23 protein-coding genes are annotated in these 22,889 nt (G+C 69.8%); 2 read left to right on the plus strand and 21 right to left on the minus strand.

The annotated features are described in order from the left end of the window. Together ACWIE7_RS06790 and pgl are read left to right on the plus strand one after the other, a co-directional pair. Window positions 1-462, plus strand: a 462-nt coding sequence (locus tag ACWIE7_RS06790) for a glucose-6-phosphate dehydrogenase assembly protein OpcA (protein ID WP_454068847.1), incomplete at its 5' end; no start/stop codon positions are given. 54 nt (window positions 463-516) lie between these two features. Then, window positions 517-1,239 (plus strand): 6-phosphogluconolactonase, encoded by a 723-nt coding sequence (gene pgl, locus ACWIE7_RS06795; RefSeq protein ID WP_454068848.1) that lies wholly within the window; start codon window positions 517-519, stop codon window positions 1,237-1,239. Between the two features lie 129 nt (window positions 1,240-1,368). On the opposite strand, the gene secG is transcribed toward pgl, so the two are convergent. From secG to rpoZ, 21 genes are all read right to left on the minus strand, one after another. Next, the gene (gene secG / locus ACWIE7_RS06800; protein ID WP_230928899.1) at window positions 1,369-1,602 is read right to left on the minus strand and encodes a preprotein translocase subunit SecG; all 234 of its coding nucleotides are present in this window, start codon (window positions 1,600-1,602) and stop codon (window positions 1,369-1,371) included. A gap of 126 nt (window positions 1,603-1,728) precedes the next feature. Continuing rightward, window positions 1,729-2,514: a triose-phosphate isomerase gene (gene tpiA, locus ACWIE7_RS06805; protein ID WP_454068849.1), complete on the minus strand. Its 786-nt coding sequence runs from the start codon at window positions 2,512-2,514 to the stop codon at window positions 1,729-1,731. A 27-nt stretch (window positions 2,515-2,541) separates the two neighbouring features. Then, window positions 2,542-3,759: a phosphoglycerate kinase gene (locus tag ACWIE7_RS06810; RefSeq protein ID WP_454068850.1), complete on the minus strand. Its 1,218-nt coding sequence runs from the start codon at window positions 3,757-3,759 to the stop codon at window positions 2,542-2,544. A 139-nt stretch (window positions 3,760-3,898) separates the two neighbouring features. Beyond that, window positions 3,899-4,915, minus strand: coding sequence for a type I glyceraldehyde-3-phosphate dehydrogenase (gap, locus tag ACWIE7_RS06815; protein WP_344991234.1), 1,017 nt, complete (start codon window positions 4,913-4,915; stop codon window positions 3,899-3,901). 119 nt (window positions 4,916-5,034) lie between these two features. After that, on the minus strand, window positions 5,035-6,018 hold the full coding sequence (gene whiA, locus ACWIE7_RS06820) for a DNA-binding protein WhiA (protein ID WP_344991432.1): 984 nt from the start codon (window positions 6,016-6,018) through the stop codon (window positions 5,035-5,037). Between the two features lie 23 nt (window positions 6,019-6,041). Next, window positions 6,042-7,031 carry a gluconeogenesis factor YvcK family protein gene (locus ACWIE7_RS06825; protein WP_344991231.1) on the minus strand — a complete coding sequence of 330 codons (990 nt, stop codon included), beginning with the start codon at window positions 7,029-7,031 and terminating at the stop codon, window positions 6,042-6,044. Window positions 7,032-7,038: 7 nt separating this feature from the next. Beyond that, window positions 7,039-7,911, minus strand: a complete 873-nt coding sequence (gene rapZ, locus ACWIE7_RS06830; RefSeq protein ID WP_454068851.1) for an RNase adapter RapZ — start codon at window positions 7,909-7,911, stop codon at window positions 7,039-7,041. Between the two features lie 4 nt (window positions 7,912-7,915). Further along, window positions 7,916-9,997 (minus strand): excinuclease ABC subunit UvrC, encoded by a 2,082-nt coding sequence (uvrC, locus tag ACWIE7_RS06835; protein ID WP_454068852.1) that lies wholly within the window; start codon window positions 9,995-9,997, stop codon window positions 7,916-7,918. A gap of 6 nt (window positions 9,998-10,003) precedes the next feature. Further along, window positions 10,004-10,516, minus strand: coding sequence for a PH domain-containing protein (locus tag ACWIE7_RS06840; RefSeq protein ID WP_454068853.1), 513 nt, complete (start codon window positions 10,514-10,516; stop codon window positions 10,004-10,006). Then, the gene (gene ribH, locus ACWIE7_RS06845; RefSeq protein WP_230928890.1) at window positions 10,513-10,989 is read right to left on the minus strand and encodes a 6,7-dimethyl-8-ribityllumazine synthase; all 477 of its coding nucleotides are present in this window, start codon (window positions 10,987-10,989) and stop codon (window positions 10,513-10,515) included. The genes ACWIE7_RS06840 and ribH overlap by 4 nt, the downstream gene beginning before the upstream one ends. Continuing rightward, a complete protein-coding gene (locus ACWIE7_RS06850) occupies window positions 10,986-12,266 on the minus strand; it encodes a bifunctional 3,4-dihydroxy-2-butanone-4-phosphate synthase/GTP cyclohydrolase II (RefSeq protein WP_454068854.1) in 1,281 nt (426 codons plus the stop codon). The genes ribH and ACWIE7_RS06850 overlap by 4 nt, the downstream gene beginning before the upstream one ends. 75 nt (window positions 12,267-12,341) lie before the next feature. After that, on the minus strand, window positions 12,342-12,965 hold the full coding sequence (locus tag ACWIE7_RS06855) for a riboflavin synthase (RefSeq protein WP_454068855.1): 624 nt from the start codon (window positions 12,963-12,965) through the stop codon (window positions 12,342-12,344). Continuing rightward, window positions 12,965-14,044 (minus strand): bifunctional diaminohydroxyphosphoribosylaminopyrimidine deaminase/5-amino-6-(5-phosphoribosylamino)uracil reductase RibD, encoded by a 1,080-nt coding sequence (gene ribD / locus ACWIE7_RS06860; protein WP_454068856.1) that lies wholly within the window; start codon window positions 14,042-14,044, stop codon window positions 12,965-12,967. Before ribD ends, ACWIE7_RS06855 begins: the two co-directional genes overlap by 1 nt. Window positions 14,045-14,046: 2 nt before the next feature. Then, the gene (gene rpe / locus ACWIE7_RS06865; RefSeq protein ID WP_454068857.1) at window positions 14,047-14,715 is read right to left on the minus strand and encodes a ribulose-phosphate 3-epimerase; all 669 of its coding nucleotides are present in this window, start codon (window positions 14,713-14,715) and stop codon (window positions 14,047-14,049) included. 99 nt (window positions 14,716-14,814) lie between these two features. Next, a complete protein-coding gene (locus ACWIE7_RS06870; protein ID WP_454068858.1) occupies window positions 14,815-16,338 on the minus strand; it encodes an RsmB/NOP family class I SAM-dependent RNA methyltransferase in 1,524 nt (507 codons plus the stop codon). Beyond that, window positions 16,335-17,288 carry a methionyl-tRNA formyltransferase gene (gene fmt, locus ACWIE7_RS06875; protein WP_452098911.1) on the minus strand — a complete coding sequence of 318 codons (954 nt, stop codon included), beginning with the start codon at window positions 17,286-17,288 and terminating at the stop codon, window positions 16,335-16,337. Before fmt ends, ACWIE7_RS06870 begins: the two co-directional genes overlap by 4 nt. A 2-nt stretch (window positions 17,289-17,290) precedes the next feature. Beyond that, entirely contained in the window at window positions 17,291-17,845 is a 555-nt protein-coding gene (gene def, locus ACWIE7_RS06880; protein ID WP_454068859.1) for a peptide deformylase, read from the minus strand. A gap of 85 nt (window positions 17,846-17,930) precedes the next feature. Then, entirely contained in the window at window positions 17,931-19,976 is a 2,046-nt protein-coding gene (locus tag ACWIE7_RS06885) for a primosomal protein N' (RefSeq protein ID WP_454058434.1), read from the minus strand. A 43-nt stretch (window positions 19,977-20,019) separates the two neighbouring features. After that, complete coding sequence (gene metK / locus ACWIE7_RS06890; protein WP_452098914.1) at window positions 20,020-21,234, minus strand: methionine adenosyltransferase; 1,215 nt, start codon at window positions 21,232-21,234, stop codon at window positions 20,020-20,022. A 96-nt stretch (window positions 21,235-21,330) separates the two neighbouring features. Continuing rightward, window positions 21,331-22,545: a bifunctional phosphopantothenoylcysteine decarboxylase/phosphopantothenate--cysteine ligase CoaBC gene (coaBC, locus tag ACWIE7_RS06895; RefSeq protein ID WP_452098915.1), complete on the minus strand. Its 1,215-nt coding sequence runs from the start codon at window positions 22,543-22,545 to the stop codon at window positions 21,331-21,333. Between the two features lie 26 nt (window positions 22,546-22,571). Continuing rightward, window positions 22,572-22,856, minus strand: a complete 285-nt coding sequence (gene rpoZ / locus ACWIE7_RS06900; RefSeq protein ID WP_061228655.1) for a DNA-directed RNA polymerase subunit omega — start codon at window positions 22,854-22,856, stop codon at window positions 22,572-22,574. Between the last annotated feature and the right edge of the window lie 33 nt (window positions 22,857-22,889).

The following is a 22,889-nucleotide window of genomic DNA, read 5'->3' on the forward strand; positions in this document are numbered from 1 at the left end:
ACCGACGCGCTGGTCAAGCGTGCGGCCGGCTACTCGCCGGGCGATACCGATCTGGCGTGGGCACGGATCACCCACTGGCGGTCGCTGCTCGCCGCCACGCTGGACCGCCCGCCGTACGAGCCCATCACGGCCGCCACGGTCTGCGGTCCCGAGCGCGCCGCATCGGTCGACCTGGCCGGCGCGTGGCTCGCGTCCCGCCTGGGGATCGACGTGCACCGCGCGGTGGGTCCGTCGATGGTGGTCCTCGAGCGCGCCTCGGGATCGATCGTGCTCAAGCAGGTCAGCCCCACGGCAGCAGAACTTCACATCACCGGACACTCACCCACCCGGGTCGCCCTGGTCGGTCGTAGTATCGCCGACTGCCTGGCGGAAGAACTCAGACGCATGGATACCGACGGGGTCTACGCCGACGCGCTCGCCAACTTCGATCGGGTCATCTACACCTCGGCCTCGGTCCGCTGACGCGGATCGCGGCCACGGACAGTACGCCGAATCAAGCCCACGTCAGGAGCGCCGATGTCAGACATCCGCCATCTCGTCCATCCGGACATCGACAGCCTCGCCGCCGCCGCGGCGCAGGCCGTCACCGGCCATCTCAACGAGCGAATCGCCGCCACCGGTCAGGCTGTCCTGTCGCTGACCGGTGGGAGCGCGGGAGTCAAGACCGCAGCGGCGTTGGCCGACGCGGATATCGAGTGGGAGCGGGTCACCATCTACTTCGGTGACGAGCGATTCGTACCCGCTGACGACCCCGAGCGTAACGACGGCCAGATCGACGACGTCCTTCTCGATGAACTGGGCAGACGGCCCACGGTGCACCGCTGGCCCGCACGCGGCGCGGAGCACGACGATGTCGATGCCGCGGCGAGCGCGTTCGGCGCCGCTCACCCCATGCCCGCCGGGGACGAGACGCTGTTCGATGTGACGCTTCTCGGGATGGGGCCCGAGGGCCACATCGATTCGATCTTCCCCCATACCCCGGCGGTCGCCGAGAACGAGCGACTGGTGGTGGGGGTGCGCGACTGTCCCAAGCCGCCGCCGGAGCGGCTCACTTTCACCCTTCCAGCCGTATGCCGGTCGCGGCACGTGATCGTGGTGGCCACCGGGGACGGCAAGGCCGAAGCGGTCGCCCGCGGCATCGAGGGCGCGGATCCGGTCGACTGGCCGGTCGCGGGAGCGCGGGGCGTCGTGTCCACGACGTACCACCTGGACGGACCGGCAGCGTCGATGCTGCCGTGAGCGGGACCCGCCTAGCGCGGTAGTGCCAGAAATGACGAACGGGGCGCGTGACCTTCCGATCACGGAAGGAGACGCACCCCATTCGTTTGCGCGGGCAACCGCGCGCGGTGTGTGTCTGCGACCGGGAGGTCAGCCGAAGCGAACCACGAGCCCCATCGCGATGATGCCGATCAGCCAGAGTACGGCCACGATCACTGTCACGCGGTCGAGGTTCCGCTCCACGACGCTCGATCCGGACAGGCTCGACTGGACACCGCCGCCGAAGAGCGAGGACAGACCGCCACCCTTGCCGCGATGCAGCAGGATGAACAGCATCAACAGCAAGCTGGAGATGATGAGGAAGAGGTCCAGGGCGAGCTTCATGTAGGGATCGTGCCTCACGTCAGGTCGGGCGGTCGGATAGCGACCGCTCCAGACTACCCGGTCGGATGTTCATGGCGAATCCCGGCGCGCCCGGGCCCGAGGGCCGGACGCGCCGGGAAGGGTGTGTCAGGGCAGCGGGCCGCCGGCGGCGATCGCCGAGAGCTGCGCGAACTCATCCGGCTTGAGGGACGCGCCGCCGACGAGGCCGCCGTCGACGTCCGCCTGCTCGAGCAGTTCGCCGACGTTCGAGGCGTTGACGCTGCCCCCGTACAGAACGCGCATCTTCTCAGCGATCTCGTTGTCCGCGAGCTCGGCCAGTGCGGCGCGGATCGCGGCGCACACCTCCTGGGCGTCCGCAGCCGAGGCGGTCTTTCCGGTGCCGATCGCCCAGACCGGCTCATAGGCGATCACGGTGTCGGCGAGTTGCTCCCTGGAGAGGCCTGCGAGCGATCCCTTGAGCTGGTCGACCACGTGCGAGACGTGCTGACCGGCCTCACGGACGTCCAGCTTCTCGCCGACGCACACGATCGGGGTCAGACCGTGCTTGTGGCTGGCCGCGGCCTTGGCGGCGACGAGCTCATCGGACTCCGAGTGGTAGTCGCGACGCTCGGAGTGCCCGACCACGACGTAGGTGCAACCGAGCTTGGCGAGCATCGCCGCCGAGACCTCGCCGGTGTACGCCCCGGAGTCATGGACCGACACGTCCTGCGCGCCGTAGGCGAAACCGAGTTTGTCGCCCTCGATCACGATCTGGACGCCGCGGATATCGGTGAAGGGCGGGATGAATGCCACATCCACCTTCTCGAGGTACTTCTCGGGCAGCGCGAAGGCGACCTTCTGCACGAGGGCGATGGCCTCGAGATGATTGAGATTCATCTTCCAGTTTCCGGCGATGAGCGGGGTGCGTGCCATGTTCTCTCCTGTTGTCGACGGTCGGTGTCAGTTGCCGCGTTCGAGCGCGGTGACCCCGGGGAGTTCCTTGCCCTCGAGGTACTCCAGCGAGGCGCCGCCACCGGTGGAGATGTGGGAGAAGTTCTCCTCCCCCAGGCCGAGGGTGCGGACCGCCGCCGCGGAATCGCCCCCGCCGACGACCGAGAACGCGCCATTCCTGGTGGCCTCGATGATGGACTCGGCGACGCCGCGGGTGCCGGCGGAGAACGCCTCGAACTCGAATACGCCCATGGGGCCGTTCCAGAACACGGTCTTGGCGACGGAGAGCTTCTCCGCGAAGGCGGCGACCGACTCGGGTCCGATGTCCAGGCCCATCTTGCCGTCCGGAATCGCGTCGGCGGGCACGGTGGCGTGCGACGCGTCGGCGGCGAACCCGTCAGCGGCCACGACGTCCACGGGCAGGCTGATCACGTCCCCGAACTTGGCGAGCAGGTCCTTGCAGGTGTCGACCATCTCGTCCTGGAGAAGTGACGAACCCACTCCGTGGCCCTGCGCCGCGAGGAAGGTGAAGCACATGCCGCCACCGATGACGAGCGTGTCGACCTTCGGGGCGAGTGCTTCGATGACGGCCAGCTTGTCGGAGACCTTCGAGCCACCCAGCACGACGGCATAGGGGTGCTGCGGATCGCCCGTCAGGTCGGCCAGGACCTCGACCTCGCTCTGGACCAGATCGCCCGCGTAGGCCGGGAGCAGCTTGGCGACGTCGTAGACGGAGGCCTGGGCGCGATGGACCACACCGAAGCCGTTAGAGACGAACGCCCCGTCCTCGCCGACGAGCTCGGCCAACTCGGCCGCGAACGCGGCGCGCTCCGACTCGTCCTTGCTCGTTTCGCGGGGGTCGAAGCGGACGTTCTCGACGAGCAGCACGTCTCCGTCGGTCAGCCCGTTCGCACGCTCGCGGGCGTCGGCGCCCACCACGTCACCCGCGAGTTGCACGTACCGTCCCAGTTCGTCTCCGAGCTTCTCGGCGACCGGCGCCAGCGAGAACTCGGGATCCGCCTGGCCCCCGGGGCGTCCGAGGTGAGCGGTGATCACCAGGGCGGCACCCCCGTCCAGCAGTGCGTTGAGTGTGGGCAGCGAGGCCGTGATTCGTCCGGCGTCGGTGATGGTATTGCCGTCGAGCGGGACGTTGAGGTCGCAGCGGACGAGGATCTTGCGACCCTCGACGCCGGCCTCGAGCAGGTCCTTGAGCATGCTCACTGCCATGGGGTGGACTCCTCCGGGAGGTGCTGTGTGGTGGTCGGGGTGGTGGGTGATGCCGGACCGGGCCCGGCCGGAACGCTGTGGACGTCCCGGGGCCGGGCCCGGTGGTGGTGCTCGTGGCTCTTCTCGGTCTTCCGACCCGTCAGAGTGACTTGCCGACGAGGCCGATGAGGTCGGCGAGGCGGTTGGAGTAGCCCCACTCGTTGTCGTACCAGGAGGCGATCTTGATCTGGCCGTCGATAGCCTTGGTGAGCGGCGCGTCGAAGATCGACGAGTGCGGATCGGTGACGATGTCCGAGGAGACGATCGGGTCCTCGGTGTACTTGAGGATGCCCTTCATCGGCCCCTCGGCGGCAGCCTTGACGGCGGCGTTGACCTCGTCGACCGAGGCCTTCTTCTCGAGCTCGACCGTGAGGTCGGTGAGTGAGCCGGTGGGCAGGGGAACGCGCACGGCGTAGCCGTCGAACTTGCCCTTGAGCTCGGGAAGGACCAGGGCGACGGCCTTCGCGGCCCCGGTGGAGGTGGGCACCATGTTCAGTGCGGCGGCGCGGGCACGACGGGGGTCCTTGTGCGGGGCGTCCAGCAGGTTCTGGTCGGCCGTGTACGCGTGGACGGTGGTCATCAGGCCCTTGATGATGCCGAACTCGTCCGACAGGACCTTGGCCACCGGGGCGAGGCAGTTCGTCGTGCAGGAGGCGTTGGAGATGATGGTCTGCGAGCCGTCGTACTGGTCGTCGTTGACGCCCATGACCACGGTGAGGTCCTCGCCGGAGGCGGGGGCCGAGATGATGACCTTCTTGGCGCCACCCTCGAGGTGGCCGCGGGCCTTCTCGGCGTCGGTGAAGATGCCGGTCGACTCGACGACGACGTCGACACCGTAGTCGCCCCACGGCACGGAGGCGGGTCCCTCCTTGACGGCCAGGGCGCCGATCTTGGTACCACCAACGGTCAGCGACGAGTCGTCGAAGGTGACGTCCTTGCCGAGACGACCGAGCGTCGAGTCGTACTTGAGGAGGTGAGCGAGCATGTCGTTCGTGGTCAGGTCGTTGACGGCCACGATCTCGATGTCCGTCTTGCCTTCGGCCTTGAGAGCCTCCACCGCGCGGTAGAAGTTGCGGCCGATACGTCCGAATCCGTTGATGCCTACGCGCACGGTCACTTCGATGTCTCCTTATTGGTGGTGCGAGAACGCTGGACGTCACCGGGGCCGGGTACAGCCCGGGGACGTGACCCAGACTACCCGCCGCCGTCCGGCGCTGTGCAGGGTCCTACCGGCGGTCAGGCGTCGTCGAGCATGTCCTCGGTGACGACGGACTCGGTGTCCGGGATACCGAGTTCGGATGCCTTGCGGTCCGCCATGGACAACAGGCGCCGGATCCGGCCCGCGACGGCATCCTTGGTCATCGGCGGGTCGGCGAGCTGACCGAGTTCCTCGAGCGAGGACTGCCGGTGCTGAACCCGGAGTTCGCCGGCGGCCAGCAGGTGATCCGGGACGTCCTCGCCGAGGATCTCCAACGCCCGCTGGACACGGGCGGCCGCCGCGACGGCGGCGCGCGCGGAACGCCGCAGGTTCGCGTCGTCGAAGTTGGCGAGCCGATTGGCGGTCGCACGCACCTCGCCGCGCGAGCGGCGCTCCTCCCAGACGTCCCGGGTGGTCGTGGCTCCCATCCGGGCGAGCAGGATCCCGATCGCCTCGCCGTCGCGGATCACCACGCGGTCGCCCCCGCGGACCTCGCGGGCCTTGGCCGTCACGCCGAGTCGGCGCGCGGCGCCGACCAGGGCCATCGCAGCCTCGGAACCCGGCGCCGTCACCTCGAGGGCGGATGACCGGCCGGGCTTGGTGAGTGAGCCGTGAGCGAGGAACGCGCCCCGCCATGCGGCCTCGGCCGCGGTGACGGGGCCGCCCACGACGGCGGCCGGCAGGCCGCGGACCCCGCGCCCGGCACCGTCGACCAGTCCGAGCTGGCGGGCGAGATCGGCGCCGCGGTCGATCACCCGGATGACGAACTTCCGCGCGGCCCTGCCACCGGATCCCCCGATCGGGTGAATCTCGCAGGAGACGCCGAAAAGGGAGTCGAGCTCGGCGGCCAGGCGGTCGGCGATGTCGCCGGAGTCGACCTCCGATTCGATCACCAGGCGGCCCGACAGGACCTGCAGGGTTCCCGCGAACCTCAGGATTGCGGCGACCTCCGCCTTCCTGGTCTCCGAGCTCCCCACCGGGACCCTCACCAGTTCGGACTTGACCTGCGCGGTCAGCGACACTCCCTGCTCCTTCATTCTTGTGTTCACTCGCCCGCGGGTGCGGACGTCGAGGCGGCCAGCACGGAGGCCAGCAGGACCGGGTCGTGGACGGCCATCATGGTCCCATCCGCCCGGGTCCGCGCGATCTCCGCGGTCACGACCCGGGCCCCCAGTCCTGCGGCGGCGCGTTCGAGGTGCTCACGTTCGGTTGCGCTCAGCGGCATCCGCGGGTCGACCAGTACCGAGTCGAAGTCGATGTCGGGCGCATGCTGACGCAGGACGTGCAGGTGCTGCTCGGCGGAGAACCCGGCCGTCTCCCCCGGCTGCGGTGCGAGGTTGAGGACGAGCACCTTGGTCGCGGACGTGCGGGCCAGTGCCTCGGCGATCTCCCGGATCAGAACGTTGGGGATCACGCTGGTGAACCAGGAGCCCGGCCCGAGAACGACCAGATCAGCGGAGTCGATCGCCTCCACCACACCGGCGGCGGCAGGCGGGTCGGGCGGGATGAGCCGCACCCGGCGCACACTCCCCGGCGTGGTGGCTACCGCGACCTGCCCGATGATCGTCCGCACGACGCGCGGATCGGCCTCGAGTCCCACCACCTCCGCGGCGATGTCCAGCGCCACCGGTGACATCGGCAGGACGCGGCCGTCCACACCGAGGATCGACCGCACCGCGTCGAGAGCCTCTATCGGATCACCGAGAAGCTCCCACAGGCCCGCGAACACCAGGTTGCCGACGGCGTGCCCGGCGAGCGCACCGGTGCCCCCGTACCGGTGCTGGAACAGCCGGGTCAGACGGTCGTGTTCGTCGTCTTCCCCGGCCAGGGCGCAGAGTGCCATCCGCAGGTCGCCGGGGGGCAGGATCCCGAGCTCACGCCGTAGTCGCCCCGAGGATCCACCGTCATCTGCGACGGTGACCACCGCGGTCACGTCGTCGGCGACGAGCCGCGCCGCCCGGAGGGTGGCGGACAGTCCGTGTCCCCCGCCCAGTGCGACCAGCGACGAGACCCGTGAGGTGCTGCCCTCGGTCATGACCGACTCATTCCCGACCGAGGTCGCGGTGGCGCACGTGGACCTCGACCGCGTCCAGGGCGCTCAGGCGTCCGGCCAGCGACTCGGAGATCGCGACGCTCCGGTGTTTGCCGCCGGTGCAGCCGACGGCGATCGTCATGTACCGCTTGCCCTCGCGTCGATAGCCCTTCATGGCCAGGCGGATCATGGTCTCGGCCGATCGCAGGTACTCCTCGATCGACTCGTCGGCCAGCACATAGTCCTGCACCGGTTTGTCGCGCCCGGTGTGCGGCTGCAGTTCGGGGATCCAGTGCGGGTTGGGCAGGAAGCGCATGTCGAGCAGCATGTCGACGTCCACCGGGACGCCGTATTTGAAGCCGAAGGACTCGACGGTGAGGTGGAAGTCGAACCCGAGGTCGCCGAAGGGCGTCTCCAGCCGGTGTCGTAGGTCATGGACGCTGAGGGAGGAGGTGTCGACGACGACGTCGGCCCGGCCCCGCAGCCCCTCGAGGATCCGTCGTTCACGCACGATCCCGTCCACGAGCCCGCCGCCGGACTGCAGCGGGTGGGAGCGACGGACGTTGTTGAATCGGCTGACCAACGCCTCGTCGGAGGCCTCGAGGAACAGGATGCGGCCGCCCACGGAACCGTCGAAGTGGCCCAGCAGGTCGTCAAGGTGCTCGTCGAAACCGATGCTGCGGGTGTCGACCACCATGGCAAGTCGCTGCGGGCCGGTCTCGGATTCGCTGATCCGCTCCAGAAAGTCGCTCATGAACGACAACGGCAGGTTGTCCACCACGTACCAGCCGAACTCCTCGAGAACCTTGGAGGCCGTGCCCTTGCCGGCTCCGGACATCCCGCTGATCAGGAGCAGTTCGCGCTTGTCCCCGCCGTCGACCATCGTGTCACCTCGCATCGTCTGTGCCGTTCTGATCGGTCCCGCCCTCGCTCTGTGCGGTCGAGTCTGTCACGTCGGCGGCGGCCGTGTCCGTGTCCCGGGCATCGGCGCCGAGCACCGAGCGTATGGCGGCCGCGACGCCGGGGCCGATCCCGGGTACCGCGCACAATTGCTCGGTCGAGGCCTTCCGCAACGCCGAGACGGTGGGGAACGCCTCCGTCAGGGCTGCACGGCGCGAGGGGCCCAGACCGGGGACGTCGTCGAGCACCGAGGCGGTCATCCGCTTCGATCGTGCGCCGCGGTGCGCCCGGATCGCGAAGCGGTGCGCTTCGTCGCGGAGTCGCTGCAGCAGGAACAGGCCCTCACCGTGTCGGGGGAAGATCACGGGGTACTCCTCGCCGGGGAGCCAGATCTCCTCGAGGCGCTTGGCGATTCCGATCACCGGTACGTCGTTGACCCCGAGTTCTGACAGCACCTCGGCGGCGGCTTCGACCTGCGGCCGCCCGCCGTCGACGACGTACAGCTGCGGTGGGTAGGCGAACCTCCGCGCCGGGGTCGCTTTCGCATCGGGGCCGGACTCGTCGTCGACCGGGCCGTCGGTCTCGTCGGGGGTGAGAGCGGGGTCCTCGTGGTGACGGCGGAACCGTCGCCGGGTCACCTCCGCGATACTGCCGACGTCGTCCGACCGGCCGTCGCCGGCGGCCTCTCGGATCCGGTAGAGCCGGTAGTCGCTCTTCCGCGCCATGCCGTCCTCGAACACCACCAGCGAGGCCATCACGTCCGTTCCCTGGATGTGCGAGATGTCCACACATTCGATCCGTAGCGGCGCGGAATCGAGCTCGAGAGTCTCCTGGATCTCCTGCAGCGCGGCGGAGCGGGCCGTGAGGTCCCCGCTCCGGCGGAGCTTGTGCTGGGTGAGCGCTTCGACGGCATTGCGATGGACCGTCTCGGCGAGGGCACGCTTGTCCCCGCGCTGCGGGATCCGCAGTGACACCCGTGAGCCCCGCAGACCCGACAACCAGTCGGTCAGCTCGTCCGAGTCCTCGGGCAACGCCGGCACGAGTACCTCGCGGGGTACGGCCGCGGCGATATCACCGGACTCGGCGGCCTCGGCGAGATCCGCCTCGCCGCCGTAGAACTGCGCGAGGTAGTCGGAGACGACACCCGGGACGGCCTTCTGTGCGTCGAAATGCCCCTCGTCGTCGACACCATGGGAGTGTTCGACGACCCAGCCGCGCTGGCCACGGATTCGTCCCCCGCGGACGTGGAACACCTGAACCGAGACCTGGAGCTCGTCTGCCTCCACGCCCACCACATCCGCATCGGTGCCGTCACCGAGGACGACAGCCTGCTTCTCCATCGCACGTCTCATCGCCCCGAGGTCGTCGCGCAGGCGGGCGGCCCGCTCGAAATCCAGATCCGCGGAGGCGTCGAGCATCTGCTTCTCGATCCGGCGCATGATCGCGTCGGTCCGGCCGGCCAGGAAGTCGATCAGTTCGTTGACGATCTCGCGGTGCTCGTCCGGGGTAACCCGGCCGATGCAGGGGGCCGCACACTTGTCGATGTACCCGAGCAGGCAGGGCCGTCCGAGCTGCGCCTGACGCTTGTACACCCCCGCCGAACACGACCGCACCGGGAAGACCCGCTGCAGGGTGTCGAGGGTGTCACGGATCGCCCAGGCGTGGGAGTAGGGCCCGAAGTAGCGGGTGCCGGGACGGCGCGGGCCCCGGTAGACGAAGGCCCTCGGAACCTCCTCGCCCACGGTCACGGCGAGCATCGGGTACGTCTTGTCGTCGCGGTAACGGACGTTGAACCGCGGGTCATACTTCTTGATCCAGGTGTACTCGAGCTGGAGCGCCTCTACCTCTGTTGAGACGACCGTCCACTGGACGCCGGCCGCCGAGGTCACCATCTGCCGGGTCCGTGGATGCAGCAGCGTCAGGTCGGCGAAGTACGAGCCGAGTCGACTGCGGAGGTTCTTGGCCTTGCCCACATAGATGACACGACCGTGCTCGTCACGGAACCGGTAGACCCCCGGTTCCGTGGGGATGGAACCGGGGGCCGGACGGTAGCTGCGCGGGTCGGCCACTGCGGATCAGCGGTCTGCGACGGTCTCGGGGTCGGCCGCGGACGGCTTGTGCGCGTGGACGACCTCGCGGAGGCGGGCCATGGCCGTCACCCCGTCAGCGCCGTCAACAGTCTGGATCGCCCAGATCCCCACGTGCTCGTAGGCCGGTAGCTCGAGCCGCGGCCAGTAGCTCGAGCGGGGGAAGGTGAGCCCGACGACGTCCTCCCACGGCCACAGACGCGAACGCAACGGGCCGGTGATCTCCACACCGGGAGCGCCGGCACGGACACGGATGCGGAGCAGGGTGAGCAGCACCCCGGCGAAGATGAACCCGGTCACCACGAACGCGAGCTGGTCCGGAACGCCGACCGTCACGCCGGTGTCGCCCCGGACGAGGATGACTGCCCAGATGACATGGACGATGACGATCACGACGGCGAGCCCGACGACGATCTGGCGCATACGCGCTGGGCGGTGGTCGAATTCCCAGGTGTCGGCCGCGCTGGCCGCGGCGTCTCCGCCCGTGGACTGTCCGCTCATCGCCCGCTCCTGAGGTCCCGGAGCACGACGGCGGAGCCGAGCGCCGCGGCGACGGCCTCTCCACCCTTGTCCTCGACGGCTCCCTCGTGACCATCACGATCGCGGGCCTGCTGTTCGGTGTCGGTCGTGAGCACGCCGTGGGCCACCGGGGTGGACTCGTCGAGCGCGATGCGGGTGAGTCCGTCCGTCACGGACCCGCAGACATAGTCGAAGTGGGGGGTCTCGCCCCGGATGACGACGCCGAGCGCCACGACGGCGTCATGTGTCCGGGCGAGCTCCTGGGCCACCACCGGCAGCTCCACCGCGCCGGTCACTCGGGCCACGGTCACCGCGGCCCCCGCAGAGCCCGCCACGTCCAGTGCCCGATCGAGCAGCTGGGTGCAGATCTCGTCGTGCCAGGTCGCGGCGACGATGCCGAGCCGCAGTCCCTGAGCATCGGGGATCACCAGCTCAGGCCTACCGCTGCCGCTCATCGCAGATCCTCTCCGTCGTGGTCGGTTCCGGGTGCATTGGTCGGGGTCTCGCCGAGCTCGTCGTCGAGTCCCTCGAGCAGGTGCCCCATGCGGTCGCGTTTGGTGCGCAGGTATCGAAGGTTCTCCGGGGTGACCGCCGTGGGCGTCGGAACCCGCTCGACGACCTCCACGCCGCCGGCGCGGAGCGCGTCGGCCTTCGCCGGATTGTTGGTCATCAGGCGCACCCGGCTGACACCGAGGTTACGCAACATCTGGGCGGCGAGGCTGAAGTCGCGGGCGTCGGCCGGCAGACCGAGATCGAGGTTCGCGTCGACCGTGTCGCGGCCCTCGTCCTGCAGTTGGTAGGCGCGGAGCTTCTGGACCAGGCCGATACCCCGGCCCTCGTGACCGCGCATGTAGAGCACCACCCCCCTGCCCTCCTCGCAGACCGCGGCTACCGCGGCGTCGAGCTGGGGCCCGCAATCGCAGCGCAGTGAGTGGAAGACGTCCCCGGTGAGACATTCGGAGTGGATCCGCACGGACACCGGTTCGTCGCCCGTGATGTCGCCGGCCACCATCGCCACGTGCTCGACACCGTCGAGGACGTCGCGGTACCCGTGCGCGGTCATGGTGCCGGACGGGGTCGGGATGCGGGCGGCGGCCTCGTGCACGATCTGGATCTCGTGCGCCCGGCGCCACGCCTGGAGCGCCTCGATGGTGATCAGCGCCAACCCGTGTTCATCGGCGAACCGTCGGAGCTCGGGGGTGCGGGCCATGGTCGTGGGATCGTCCTCGGACACGAGTTCGCAGATCACTCCGGCCGGGCGCAGCCCGGCGAGCCGCGCCAGGTCCACGGCTGCCTCCGTGTGACCCGGGCGGGTGAGCACACCGCCGGGCCGGGCGCGCAGCGGGACCACGTGGCCGGGCCGGGTGAAGTCCCCCGGCACGGTCTCGCCCGACGCGAGCAGCCGTGAAGTGCGGGCACGGTCCGAGGCGGAGATACCGGTGGACACGCCTGTCCGGGCATCGACGGTCACCGTGTAGGCCGTGTCGTGACGATCCTCGTTGATGGCGCGCATGGGCGGCAGGTCGAGCCGCAGACAGTCCTCGGCCTCGAGCGCCACGCACACGTACCCGGACGAGTACCGGACGAGGAAGCCCATGAGCTCCGGGGTCGCGAGTTCGGCGGCGAAGATCAGGTCGCCCTCGTTCTCCCGGTCCTCGCTGTCCACGACGACCACGGCCTTCCCCGCCGTGATGTCGGCGATGGCGCGATCTATGCCGTCGAAGATGGTCACTGCTTCGGGTACTCCTGTGTCTGATCGTGTCCCGCGCGTCGGCCGCGGGCGCGGGCTCAAGTATGGCGCATCAGGTCAGCCGGCCCCGCCACCGCGTCCACCGAGCAGCCTCTCGACGTACTTGGCGAGCACGTCCACTTCCAGGTTCACCGTGTCTCCTGCGGCCAACGCCCCGAGGACGGTCGCCTCGAGCGTCGTCGGGATGAGGGACACCTCGAACCACGGCTCGGTAGCGCCGGCGTCACTGACCGCGGAGACGGTGAGCGAGGTCCCCGAGACCGTCATCGACCCCTTCTCCACCACGTACTTCGCGAGCGCGGCCGGCAGCGAGAAGCGGACGACCTGCCAATGCTCGTGCTCGACCCGGCTGAGAAGCTCACCGGTGCCGTCGACGTGCCCCTGCACGATGTGGCCACCGAACCGGGCGTCGGCGCGCATCGCCCGCTCGAGGTTGACCCTGTCGCCGGGGGCGAGCGCCCCGAGCGCGGTGCGGTCGAGGGTCTCCGCCATTACGTCGGCGTCGAAGGTCTCGCCGGGGGCGTGTTCGGTGACCGTGAGGCAGACACCGTTGACGGAGATCGAGTCGCCGTGCCCGGCATCCGAGGTCACGACCGGTCCCCGGATCCGCAGGCGTGCCGAGTCCCCCATCCGTTCGACGGATTCCAGCGTGCCAAGCTCCTCGACGATTCCGGTGAACATCAGCGGGGTCCTTCCGTCTGCGCGGCAGGTGATGCCGCGGTGTGTCGATCTGTGGTCATCCGCAGGTGCACGTCCACGCCCAGTGTCCTGGACTCGAGCACGGTGAAACGGTGCGCCTCGAGGAGGGTGGTGACCCCGGCCCCGGCCACCGCGGGCAGCCCGTCGCCGAGCACGAGGGGCGCCAGGTACGCGTCCACCTCGTCGACCAGCCCGGCCGCGAGGAACGCCCCGGCCAGGTGCGGGCCCCCCTCGATCAGGACGTGCTGGACGTCACCGAGCATGTCCAGCGCCGCGCCCGGGTCCCGCGTCGCCAGGTGGCGGAACCGCCCGTCGGTGCCGCGCACCCGGGCATCCCGGGGTACGTCCGTGAGCCCCATGACGACGCGGAGTGGTTGCCGTGGGGCGGGCGTGCCGTCGTCGAGGCGGGCGGTCAGTGCCGGGTCGTCGGCGCGGAGCGTCCCTGACCCGACGACGACGACGTCCATCTCCTGCCGTCGGGCGTGTGCGTGTCGCCTGGCCTCGGGCCCGGTGATCCACATGCTGCTCCCGTCGGCCGCGGCCACTCTACCGTCGAGGCTGGCCGCGTACTTCCAGGTCACGAACGGCCGGCCCCGGGACTGCCGGTGGAGCCACGCCTTCAGTGGGCCCGACCGGGCGGCTGCCGTCTCGTCGTCGTCGACGAGTACGGCCTCGACTCCCGCCCGCCGCAACGTCTCCGCCCCGCCGGCCGCATCAGGCGTCGGATCCGGCACCGCATACACCACCCGGGCGATCCCGTCCTCGATCGCGCGCGTCGTGCAGGGGCCGGTACGGCCGTGATGCGAGCAGGGTTCGAGCGTGACCACCAACGTCCCGCCCCGGGCCCGGGGCCCGGCTTCTTCGAGCGCCACGACCTCGGCGTGCCGACCTCCCGCGGCCTCGGTCGCGCCGCGTCCGACGATCGCACCGGCGGCGTCGAGCACCACGGCACCCACCGGGGGATTGGGCGTCGAGATCCCGAGCGCCGACCGCGACACCGCCAAGGCGTCGGCGAGTGCCGCCCGCTCGCGTTCCCGGCCCGCGCCCGGGGATCCAGCCATGGTCACCCCCGGGCGCCCAGAGCCTCCGCGCGCAGGGCCTCGACCTTCGCGTCGGGGTCGGGCGCGCCGTAGACGGCCGACCCGGCGACGAAGACGTCGACTCCCGCCGCGGCGCTCTCACCGATCGTGGCGGAGTCGATCCCGCCGTCGATCTGGATCAGCACGTCGAGCCCACGACGATCGATCTCCGCACGCAGGGTGCGCACCTTGTCGAGCATCTCGGGCATGAACTTCTGGCCACCGAAACCGGGCTCGACGCTCATCACGAGAACCAGGTCGACATGGTCGAGAAGCTCCAGGTAGGGCTCGACCGGGGTGCCCGGCTTGAGGGAGATCCCCGCCCTGCAGCCCCGCGCGTGCAGCAGCTCGGCCACGCCCGCGGGGTCGTCGGTCGCCTCCACGTGGAAGGTGACGTTGAACGCGCCGGCGTCCACGTAATCGCCGACCCAGCGGGCCGGGTCCTCGATCATGAGGTGGCAGTCCATCGGCTTGTCCGTCACCGCGCCGACCGCCTTGGCGACCGGCGCGCCGAAGGAGAGATTGGGGACGAAGTGGCCGTCCATCACGTCGACGTGGATCCAGTCGGCGGAAGGGATCCGCTCGATCTCGCGGTCGAGACGGGCGAAGTCGGCGGACAGGATCGACGGCGCGATGAGCGGCTGGTACGACATGCCGTCCAGTCTAGGCCGCGCGTACGGCTGCTTCGATTCTCGCCCGCTGCCCGTGCCCGGAAGAGGCGTCCGTGCTGTCGCTCAGCCGAACGCCCCTGATCAGCCGACGCGGCGCAGCGCGGCCATGAACATCGCGTCCGTCCCGTGCCGGTAAGGCCAGAGCTGGGCCCACGGCCCGGTACCGAGACCCTCGATCGGCTCCACACAGATCCCGGCCAGCACCTCCTGCACGTCGAGCGTCTCCACGTCCGCCCGCCGCCCCGCCTCGCGGACCACCGACACCGTCTCCGACAGGTGCGGCGAACACGTGGCGTACAGCACCACCCCGCCCGGCCGGACCAGATCCAACGCCGAGTCGAGGAGCGCGCGCTGCAGCGACACGAGCTCGGGAACGTCCCCCGCGGTCTTGCGCCAGCGCGCCTCGGGACGACGACGCAGAGCCCCCAGCCCCGAGCACGGTGCGTCCAGGAGCACGCGATCGAACCCCGGCTCGAGCCCCGGCTTCCGGCCATCAGCGGTGTGCACCGTGACCGGGAGATCCTTGGTCGCCTCACGCACCAGACCGGCACGGTGCTCGGACACCTCCACCGCGGTGAGTGAGGCGCCTTCGATCTCCGCCAGCGCCCCGAGTAGGACGGCTTTACCGCCCGGGCCCGCGCACAGGTCCAGCCAACGCCCGCCGTCCTCGCCGAGGACCGGCAGCCCGGCAGCGGCCAGCGCGACGAGCTGGCTCCCCTCGTCCTGTACCGCGGCCATGCCCTCGCGGACGGCGTCGAGGGATCCCGGATCCCCGGAATCCAGGTGCACGGCGTACGGAGACAGCCGCCCTTCCCGTCCGCCTGTCACCAGTGCCAGCTCCTCGCCGGTGATCGCACCCGGGCGCGCGGCCAGATGAACCCTGGGCCTCGCGTCGTCCGCCGCCAACAGTTCGGGAAGCTCACCTGCCGCGGAACCGAGTGACTCGGCGAAGGCCCGGGCGATCCACTCCGGGTGCGCCGTGCCGATCGCCATCCGGGCGATCGGATCCGCCACCGCCTCCCGGAGGGCGTCGATCCACTCCTCGGTCGTGCGCGCCGCGATCTTGCGCAGAACCGCGTTGACGAATCCGCCCGCGCGGCCCAGACCTTCGGTCCGCGCGGCTTCCACGGTGGTGTCGACCGCCGCGTGGGCACCGATTCGGGTGAACAGCAGCTGGTACGCACCGAGCCGGACCAGGTCCAACACGGGAGGGTCGATCTCGTCGACGGAACGTGACGCCGCGAGTGCGATGATGCGGTCGAGTAGGCCCTGCGCACGCAGGGTTCCGTAGGTGAGCTCCGTCGCGAGGGCGGAGTCCCTCGCGTCCAGCCGGGCCCGGCGCAGTTCGGCCGGGAGGGCGAGGTTCGCGTACGCGGAGCGTTCCCGCACGGCGGTCATGACCGCCAGCGCGACCGCCCGGGCGTCGGGGCGGGGCGCCTGCGGCTGCGGACGCTTGTTCTGGCCCGGACCCTGCGGCCCCCGCCGACCGTGCGCGCTGTCCCGTCGAGTTCCCTGACCACCGGCGCCGCCGCGTGGACGCTGTCCTGAGCCCTTGCCGCGGCCCCGAGGCGACTGTCCCCGGCCGCGTGAATCGTCGGCGCTCATTCGAACACCGTCCCGGACTCGAGCCGTGCACCGCGCGCCCAGTCCAGCGCGTCCATCATCTTTTTACCCGGAGGCTGCACCTTCTCGATGAGAATCGGGGCCGACGCTGTCCCCACGAGGAACGCTCGCTTGCCCCACCGGATACGTCCCGGTGCGAGCGAGGATTCGAGCCCCAGGGCCTCGATCTCGGTCTGATCGGCCGGGCGCGCGACCCCGATCTTGACGCGCTCACCCCCCATGGTCGTCCACGCGCCCGGAGCCGGGGTCACGGAGCGGATATGACGATCCACCGCGATGGCCGGATCCGTCCACCGCACGCGGGCGTCAGCGACGGTGATCTTCCCCGCGTAGGACACGCCGTCCTGCGGTTGCGGCTCGGCGCGCAACCGCCCGGCCTCGATTCCGTCGAGGGTGGCCAACAACAACCCGGAGCCCGCATCGGCCAATCGGCCCAGGAGCTCCCCCGCCGTGTCGCGCGGCCGGATGGTCTCGGTCATGGTCCCCAGCACCGGCCCGGTGTCCATGCCCTCGTCGAGTCGGAAGGTCGTGGCACCGGTGACCTCATCCCCGGCCGCGATCGCGGCGTTCACGGGGGCAGCGCCCCGCCAGGCCGGCAGTAGGGAGAAATGGAGGTTGATCCACCCATGCGTGGGGATCTCGAGCACCGGCCGGGGCACGAGGTGGCCGTAGGCGACCACAGGTGCCGCATCCGGAGCCAGTTCTCGGAGACGCTCACCGAACTCGGGGTCGCGGGCACTGGGAGGTGTCAGGACCTCGATGCCCGCGGCATCCGCCGCCGCAGCGACGGGGCTGCGGGAAAGACCCCGTCCCCGCCCAGTCCTGGCGTCCGGCCGGGAAACAACCGCCACCACTTCGTGTGCATCGCTGTCCAACAGCGCCCTGAGCGAGGGGACCGCCACCTCCGGCGTCCCGGCAAAGACGAGCCGCATGATTATCTCGCCCCCGTCGTCTCGGACAGTTGATCATGGACAACGCCCGCGCTGATCCCGGCACTGCCGAACCAGGAGGACGAGCGGATCTGTGCCATGGCCGACCTCCTCTGCTCGGGAGCGAGGCGCTGGAGGAACAGGATCCCGTCGAGGTGATCGGTCTCGTGTTGGACGGCCCTCGCGAGGATGCCGTCGGCCTCGAAGCTCACCGGCCGGCCATGGAGGTCCCGGCCTCGCGCTCGCACGCGGGCGAATCGCTCCGTCGGCTCGGACACCCCGGGGATCGACAGGCACCCCTCGTTCACGTGGGTCCTGTCGTCAGCGATCGGCTCCCACTCCGGGTTGACGAGATGTCCTTCCCGGCCTCCACAGCTGTAGACGAACACCCGGATGGACAACCCGATCTGTGGGGCCGCCAGCCCGGCGCCGTCCTCGTGGCGGACGGTGTCCATCAGGTCCGTCACCGCCCGCTCCAACCTGTCATCGAAGGACGTGACCGGGTCGGTCGGAGTCCGGAGTACCGGGTCGCCGAAGAGCCGGACGGGAAGGACGGGCATGCGTATCTGGTCTCCTCGCGAGCACTGGTGGTGGTGACGGTCCATTCTAGGGGTAATCCAGCCGACCGAACGAGCGCCGGTACGGTCAACCGATGTGGACTGGGTCCAGCCGCACACGGACCGGCTCTGAACTGCGCCTGCCGGATCGACCGACCACGAACGCCCGCACCTCCGTGACGACCACGGGGAGGTCGGCGGGAGGGATCCGTAGCAGTAGTCGTTCCGGATCCTCGATCTGCTCCTGACCCGGAAGCTCCTCACCCTCAGGGAGGTCCACCGGGCCCAGTACCTCGACACGATCGATGAGCCGGAAGCCATCGAGGAACTCGGAAAGCGCGGTGGCCGGGCCGTCGACGGCGATCATGTGCACCGCCGGCGGGAACCCCACCTCGGCCCGGTCCGCCAGCTCACGCTCCGCCCAGGCCTGCGGAGCCCATCTCACCAGCGCCTGCGACACCGGCGATTCGGAATCCGCCGACAGAAAGACCCGGCCACCTTCCTCGGCGGGGCGGACCAGGCCCGCCGCGCCGATCCAGAGCCTCAGTGCCTTCTGGACCGCACGCAGGTCAGGCCTGCCTAGCAGGGCCCACGAGTCGAGTAGTAGCGCGGCCCCGTACCCACCCTCGGCGACCGGTTCAGCCCCCGGGGTCGACACGATGATCGCAGGGGCGGCGGGGACGGAATCGAGGGTCTCTCCTCCCCTGCTCGTCCGCACCCTCACCCCCGGGAACATCCGTCCGAGTTCCTCGGCGGTCCTTCCGGCGCCGACCACGCCGGCACGAAGTGCCCTGGACCCGCACGCGACGCACCGGAATCCGGTCTCCGGTGCGCCACACCAACCACACGCGAGATCCACCGGCCCGTAGACCTCGTCCATGCGGCCGGCCCTGACGGGGCCGTTGCACCGTCGGCACCGCGCGGGCGCACGACATGAACCGCACAGCAGGGTGGGAATGTATCCCTTACGCGGAACCTGGACCAGCACCGGCGCATCCACGTCGATCGCCTCCCGCGCCATGGTGAGCGCGACGGCCGGCAACCTGGTGCGACCCCCGGCCACGTCCCTCGCCTGGATCGGATCGGCATCGGTCACCGCGGTGACGCGCGGAGCGAGTTCCCTGATGAGACCCGTCCGCGGACGTACCTCGTGGGCCCAGCCCGACCGGACGTACTCCGCGACCTCCGGCGTCCGGTCGACAGAACTGAACATGAGCGGGGTCTCGTCGAGAAGTGAACGCTGAACCGCCACCTCACGCGTATGCGGATACGGCGCCCGCGGTTCGACGAAGGAATCGTCGCCGTCATCGTGCAGGACGATCAGACCGAGTTCCGGAAGCGGGGCGAACACCGCGCTCCGGGTGCCCACGACGATTCGCGCATGCCCCCGGGTCGCCCTCAGCCAGCGCCGGTAGCGCGCGGAAGGGCCGACACCCGCGGACAGGTCCGCGACGAGATCCCGGCCGGCCGCTCCTCCCCCCACGGCCGCCCGACACGCCTCCGTTAGACGGTCGACATCCCGCTGGTCCGGAACGATCAGCAGAACCTGCAGGCCCCTGCGTCTGACCGAGTCCGCCAGTGACGCCAGAGCCGTGGCCCAATCCCGGCCGGGCGGGGCCGTCCATACCGCTCGCGCGGGGATCCCGGCGGTGGCGGCTTCGAGGAATCTGGTGACCATCGGGTGGTCGTCCCAGCCTTCGGGGAGCTCGACCGGGCCCGTGGTCACCCCGAGCGGCTCGAGGGGCTCCGGCACGGACTTCTCCGCGGCGGCGTGTCGAGGAGGGACCGCCAACCGGATGACATCCGAACGCATGCCCATCCACCGGCGCGCGACCGCCTCCACCAACCCGAACAACGCGGGCGTGAGCACAGCCTCCGGCGAGACGACGCGCTCCAACCACGCCAACTCACCCCGATGCTCCGACTCCTCCGACCGCGCGATGACGAATCCATCGACCAACCGACCGGCGAAGCGAACCCTTACACGCGTGCCCGGCAGGGCCTGCCCCGTCAGGGACTCGGGCACCAGATAGTCGAACTCGCGGTCCAGATGCGGCACCCCGAGCAGAGGCAGGACCCGGGCCACCGGGGCGTCAGCCGCCGGGGCCCGGGTCGCTGGCCGTGTGGTCGTCACGTACGGGATCCTCGCATCCCGTTACGACAGACGAGAGGTCGAGTCAGAGTCCTGCGGCCTTACGCAGCTCGTCGACACGATCGGTCCGCTCCCAGGGGAGGTCGATATCGGTACGGCCGAAGTGCCCGTAGGCAGCCGTGGGTGCGTAGATCGGCCGCTTGAGGTCCAGATCCCGGATGATCGCACCCGGACGGAGATCGAACACCTCGGACACGGCCTGCTGGAGCGTGTCCAGGGAGACCTTCTCGGTCCCGAACGCCTCGACGAACAGGCCGACCGGAGCGGCCTTGCCGATCGCGTACGCGACCTGTACCTCGACACGCTCGGCCAGCTCGGCGGCGACGATGTTCTTGGCGACCCAACGCATGGCGTACGCAGCCGACCGGTCCACCTTGGACGGATCCTTGCCCGAGAACGCGCCGCCCCCGTGGCGGGCCATTCCGCCGTAGGTGTCGACGATGATCTTGCGGCCGGTCAGGCCGGCGTCACCCATCGGCCCGCCCAGGACGAACCGGCCGGTCGGGTTCACCAGGAGCCGGTAATCGCTCTGGTCGATCGCCAGGGCGGCTTCCTCTGCCAGTACGGGCTTGATCACATGCTCGGTCAGGTCGTCGCGAAGCGTGGTCTCCAGATCGATCCCGTCCGCATGTTGGGTCGAGATCACGATCGTGTCGAGCCGGACCGCCTTGTCGCCGTCATACTCGACGGTGACCTGGGTCTTGCCGTCCGGACGCAGGTAGGCCAGAGTGCCGCTCTTGCGAACCTCCGTCAGGCGGCGCGACAGTCGATGCGCGAGCGCGATCGGCAGCGGCATCAGCTCAGGGGTATCCGAGCAGGCGTAACCGAACATCAGACCCTGGTCACCGGCGCCCTGACGCGCGATCTCGTCCTCGACGGACTCCACCGAGGTGCGGGCCTCGTGTGAGGTATCCACTCCCATCGCGATCTCGGGCGACTGTTGTCCGATCGAGATCGAGACACCACAGGAGATGCCGTCGAAACCCTTGTCGGACGAGTCGTAGCCGATCTCGACGATCTTGTCGCGAATCAGCTGGGGGATCTCGACGTACCCGGTGGTCTTGACCTCGCCGGCCACATGGACCTGGCCGGTGGTGACCATCGTCTCCACGGCCACCCGGGCCGCCGGATCCTGCTCCAGCATCGCGTCCAGAATCGCGTCTGAGATCGCGTCACAGATCTTGTCCGGGTGCCCCTCGGTCACGGACTCGCTGGTGAACAGCCGACGTGCCTGCGTCACAGTGATTCTCTCTTCCATCGTCGGATCGCGTGCGGTCGTCGCCGACCGCGTGAGAACAGACTAGTCGGTGCGTCCCACGTCACTGCGCGCGGTCCGTCAGCGGGACCGTTCCACCACCGCGTCGAGGATGCGCCCGGCGAGGACGTCCTTGCTCGCGCGGTCGACGAGTATCTCCCCGCCGTCGGAATCGAGAATCCAACCCCCGTTGTGGTCTCTGCCGAATGTGGTGTTCCGACCGACCTCGTTGACGACGAGGAGGTCGCACCCCTTTCGCGCCAGTTTCGCCCGACCGTGCTCGAGGACGGACCCGGACGCGTCACCGGTCTCCGCGGCGAAACCGACGAGCAGACACGAGGTGGGCACCTCGCCGCGGCCGCGCGCGGCGACGAGATCAGCGAGGATATCGGGGTTGCGCTCGAGTCGGATCTCGGCCGGTTCCGCGCCGGTCCCCTTCTTCAATTTCGATTCCGACACGTGACTGGGCCGGAAATCGGCCACAGCGGCCGCCTTGATCACGACGTCGGCCGTGGCTGCCGCGCGCAGCGTCTCTTCGCGGAGCTCGCGGGCCGATTCGATCCGCACCTCGGTGACCGCGGGCGGTGTCGGGAGGTCCGCGGAGGTCACCAGTGTCACCTCGGCGCCCCGGGCGACCGCGAGTGCCGCCAGCGCATGTCCCTGTTTTCCGGAACTGCGATTGCCGAGGAATCGAACCGGGTCGATCTCCTCACGCGTCCCGCCGGAGGTGACGACGATGTGTTTTCCGGCCAGGTCCCAGGGAAGCGAACCACCGTCGAGAAGCAACCGCGCCAGTCGGGCGATGTCGGCCGGCTCGGGCAGCCGCCCCGCGCCGGTATCCGCTCCCGTGAGTCGGCCGCGGGCCGGGGGCATCACGTGGAGTCCGTCTCCGCGCAGGGTCTCGACGTTCCGCTGCGTCGCCGGGTGCTCCCACATCTCGGTGTGCATCGCCGGAGCGAGCAACACCGGGCACCTCGCGGTCAACAAGGTGGAGGTGAGCAGATCATCAGCGCGTCCGGACGCCGCACGGGCCATCAGGTCCGCCGTCGCAGGGGCGATGACGACCAGATCGGCCTTCTGCCCCAGGGCGACGTGCCGGACGGAGGGAACATCCGAGAACACACCGGTGGACACCGGGTTCCCGGACAGTGCCTCGAAGGTGGCGGCCCCGACGAAGTTCAGGGCCGCCTCTGTGGGGACGACGTCGACGTGGCAACCGGACTCGGTGAGGAGCCTGATGAGGCCACAGGCCTTATAGGCGGCGATCCCGCCTCCGACGCCGACGACGACACGCATCGCGCGTCTGTCGTCCCCCTCGGGGGTCACTCGCCCTCGGCGCAGTCGAGAAGGTCGGAGTGGAGTTCGCGCAGGGCGATGGTCAGGGGCTTCTCGTGGAGACCGGGATCGACGAGCGGTCCGACGTACTCGAGGATCCCCTCTTCGATCTGGTTGTAGTACGAGTTGATCTGCCGAGCGCGCTTCGCGGCGAAGATCACGAGTGCGTACTTGGAGGACGCCCGCTCGAGAAGCTCATCGATCGGGGGGTTGGTGATGCCGATCGGGGTGTCGTACAGCGGGGTGGCCGCTGCGGCTTCGGTGGTGGCCACTATGGGTTCTCCTCTGGGTACAAGCCTGGGTGA

The organism is Dietzia sp. NPDC055343 (assembly GCF_053645265.1).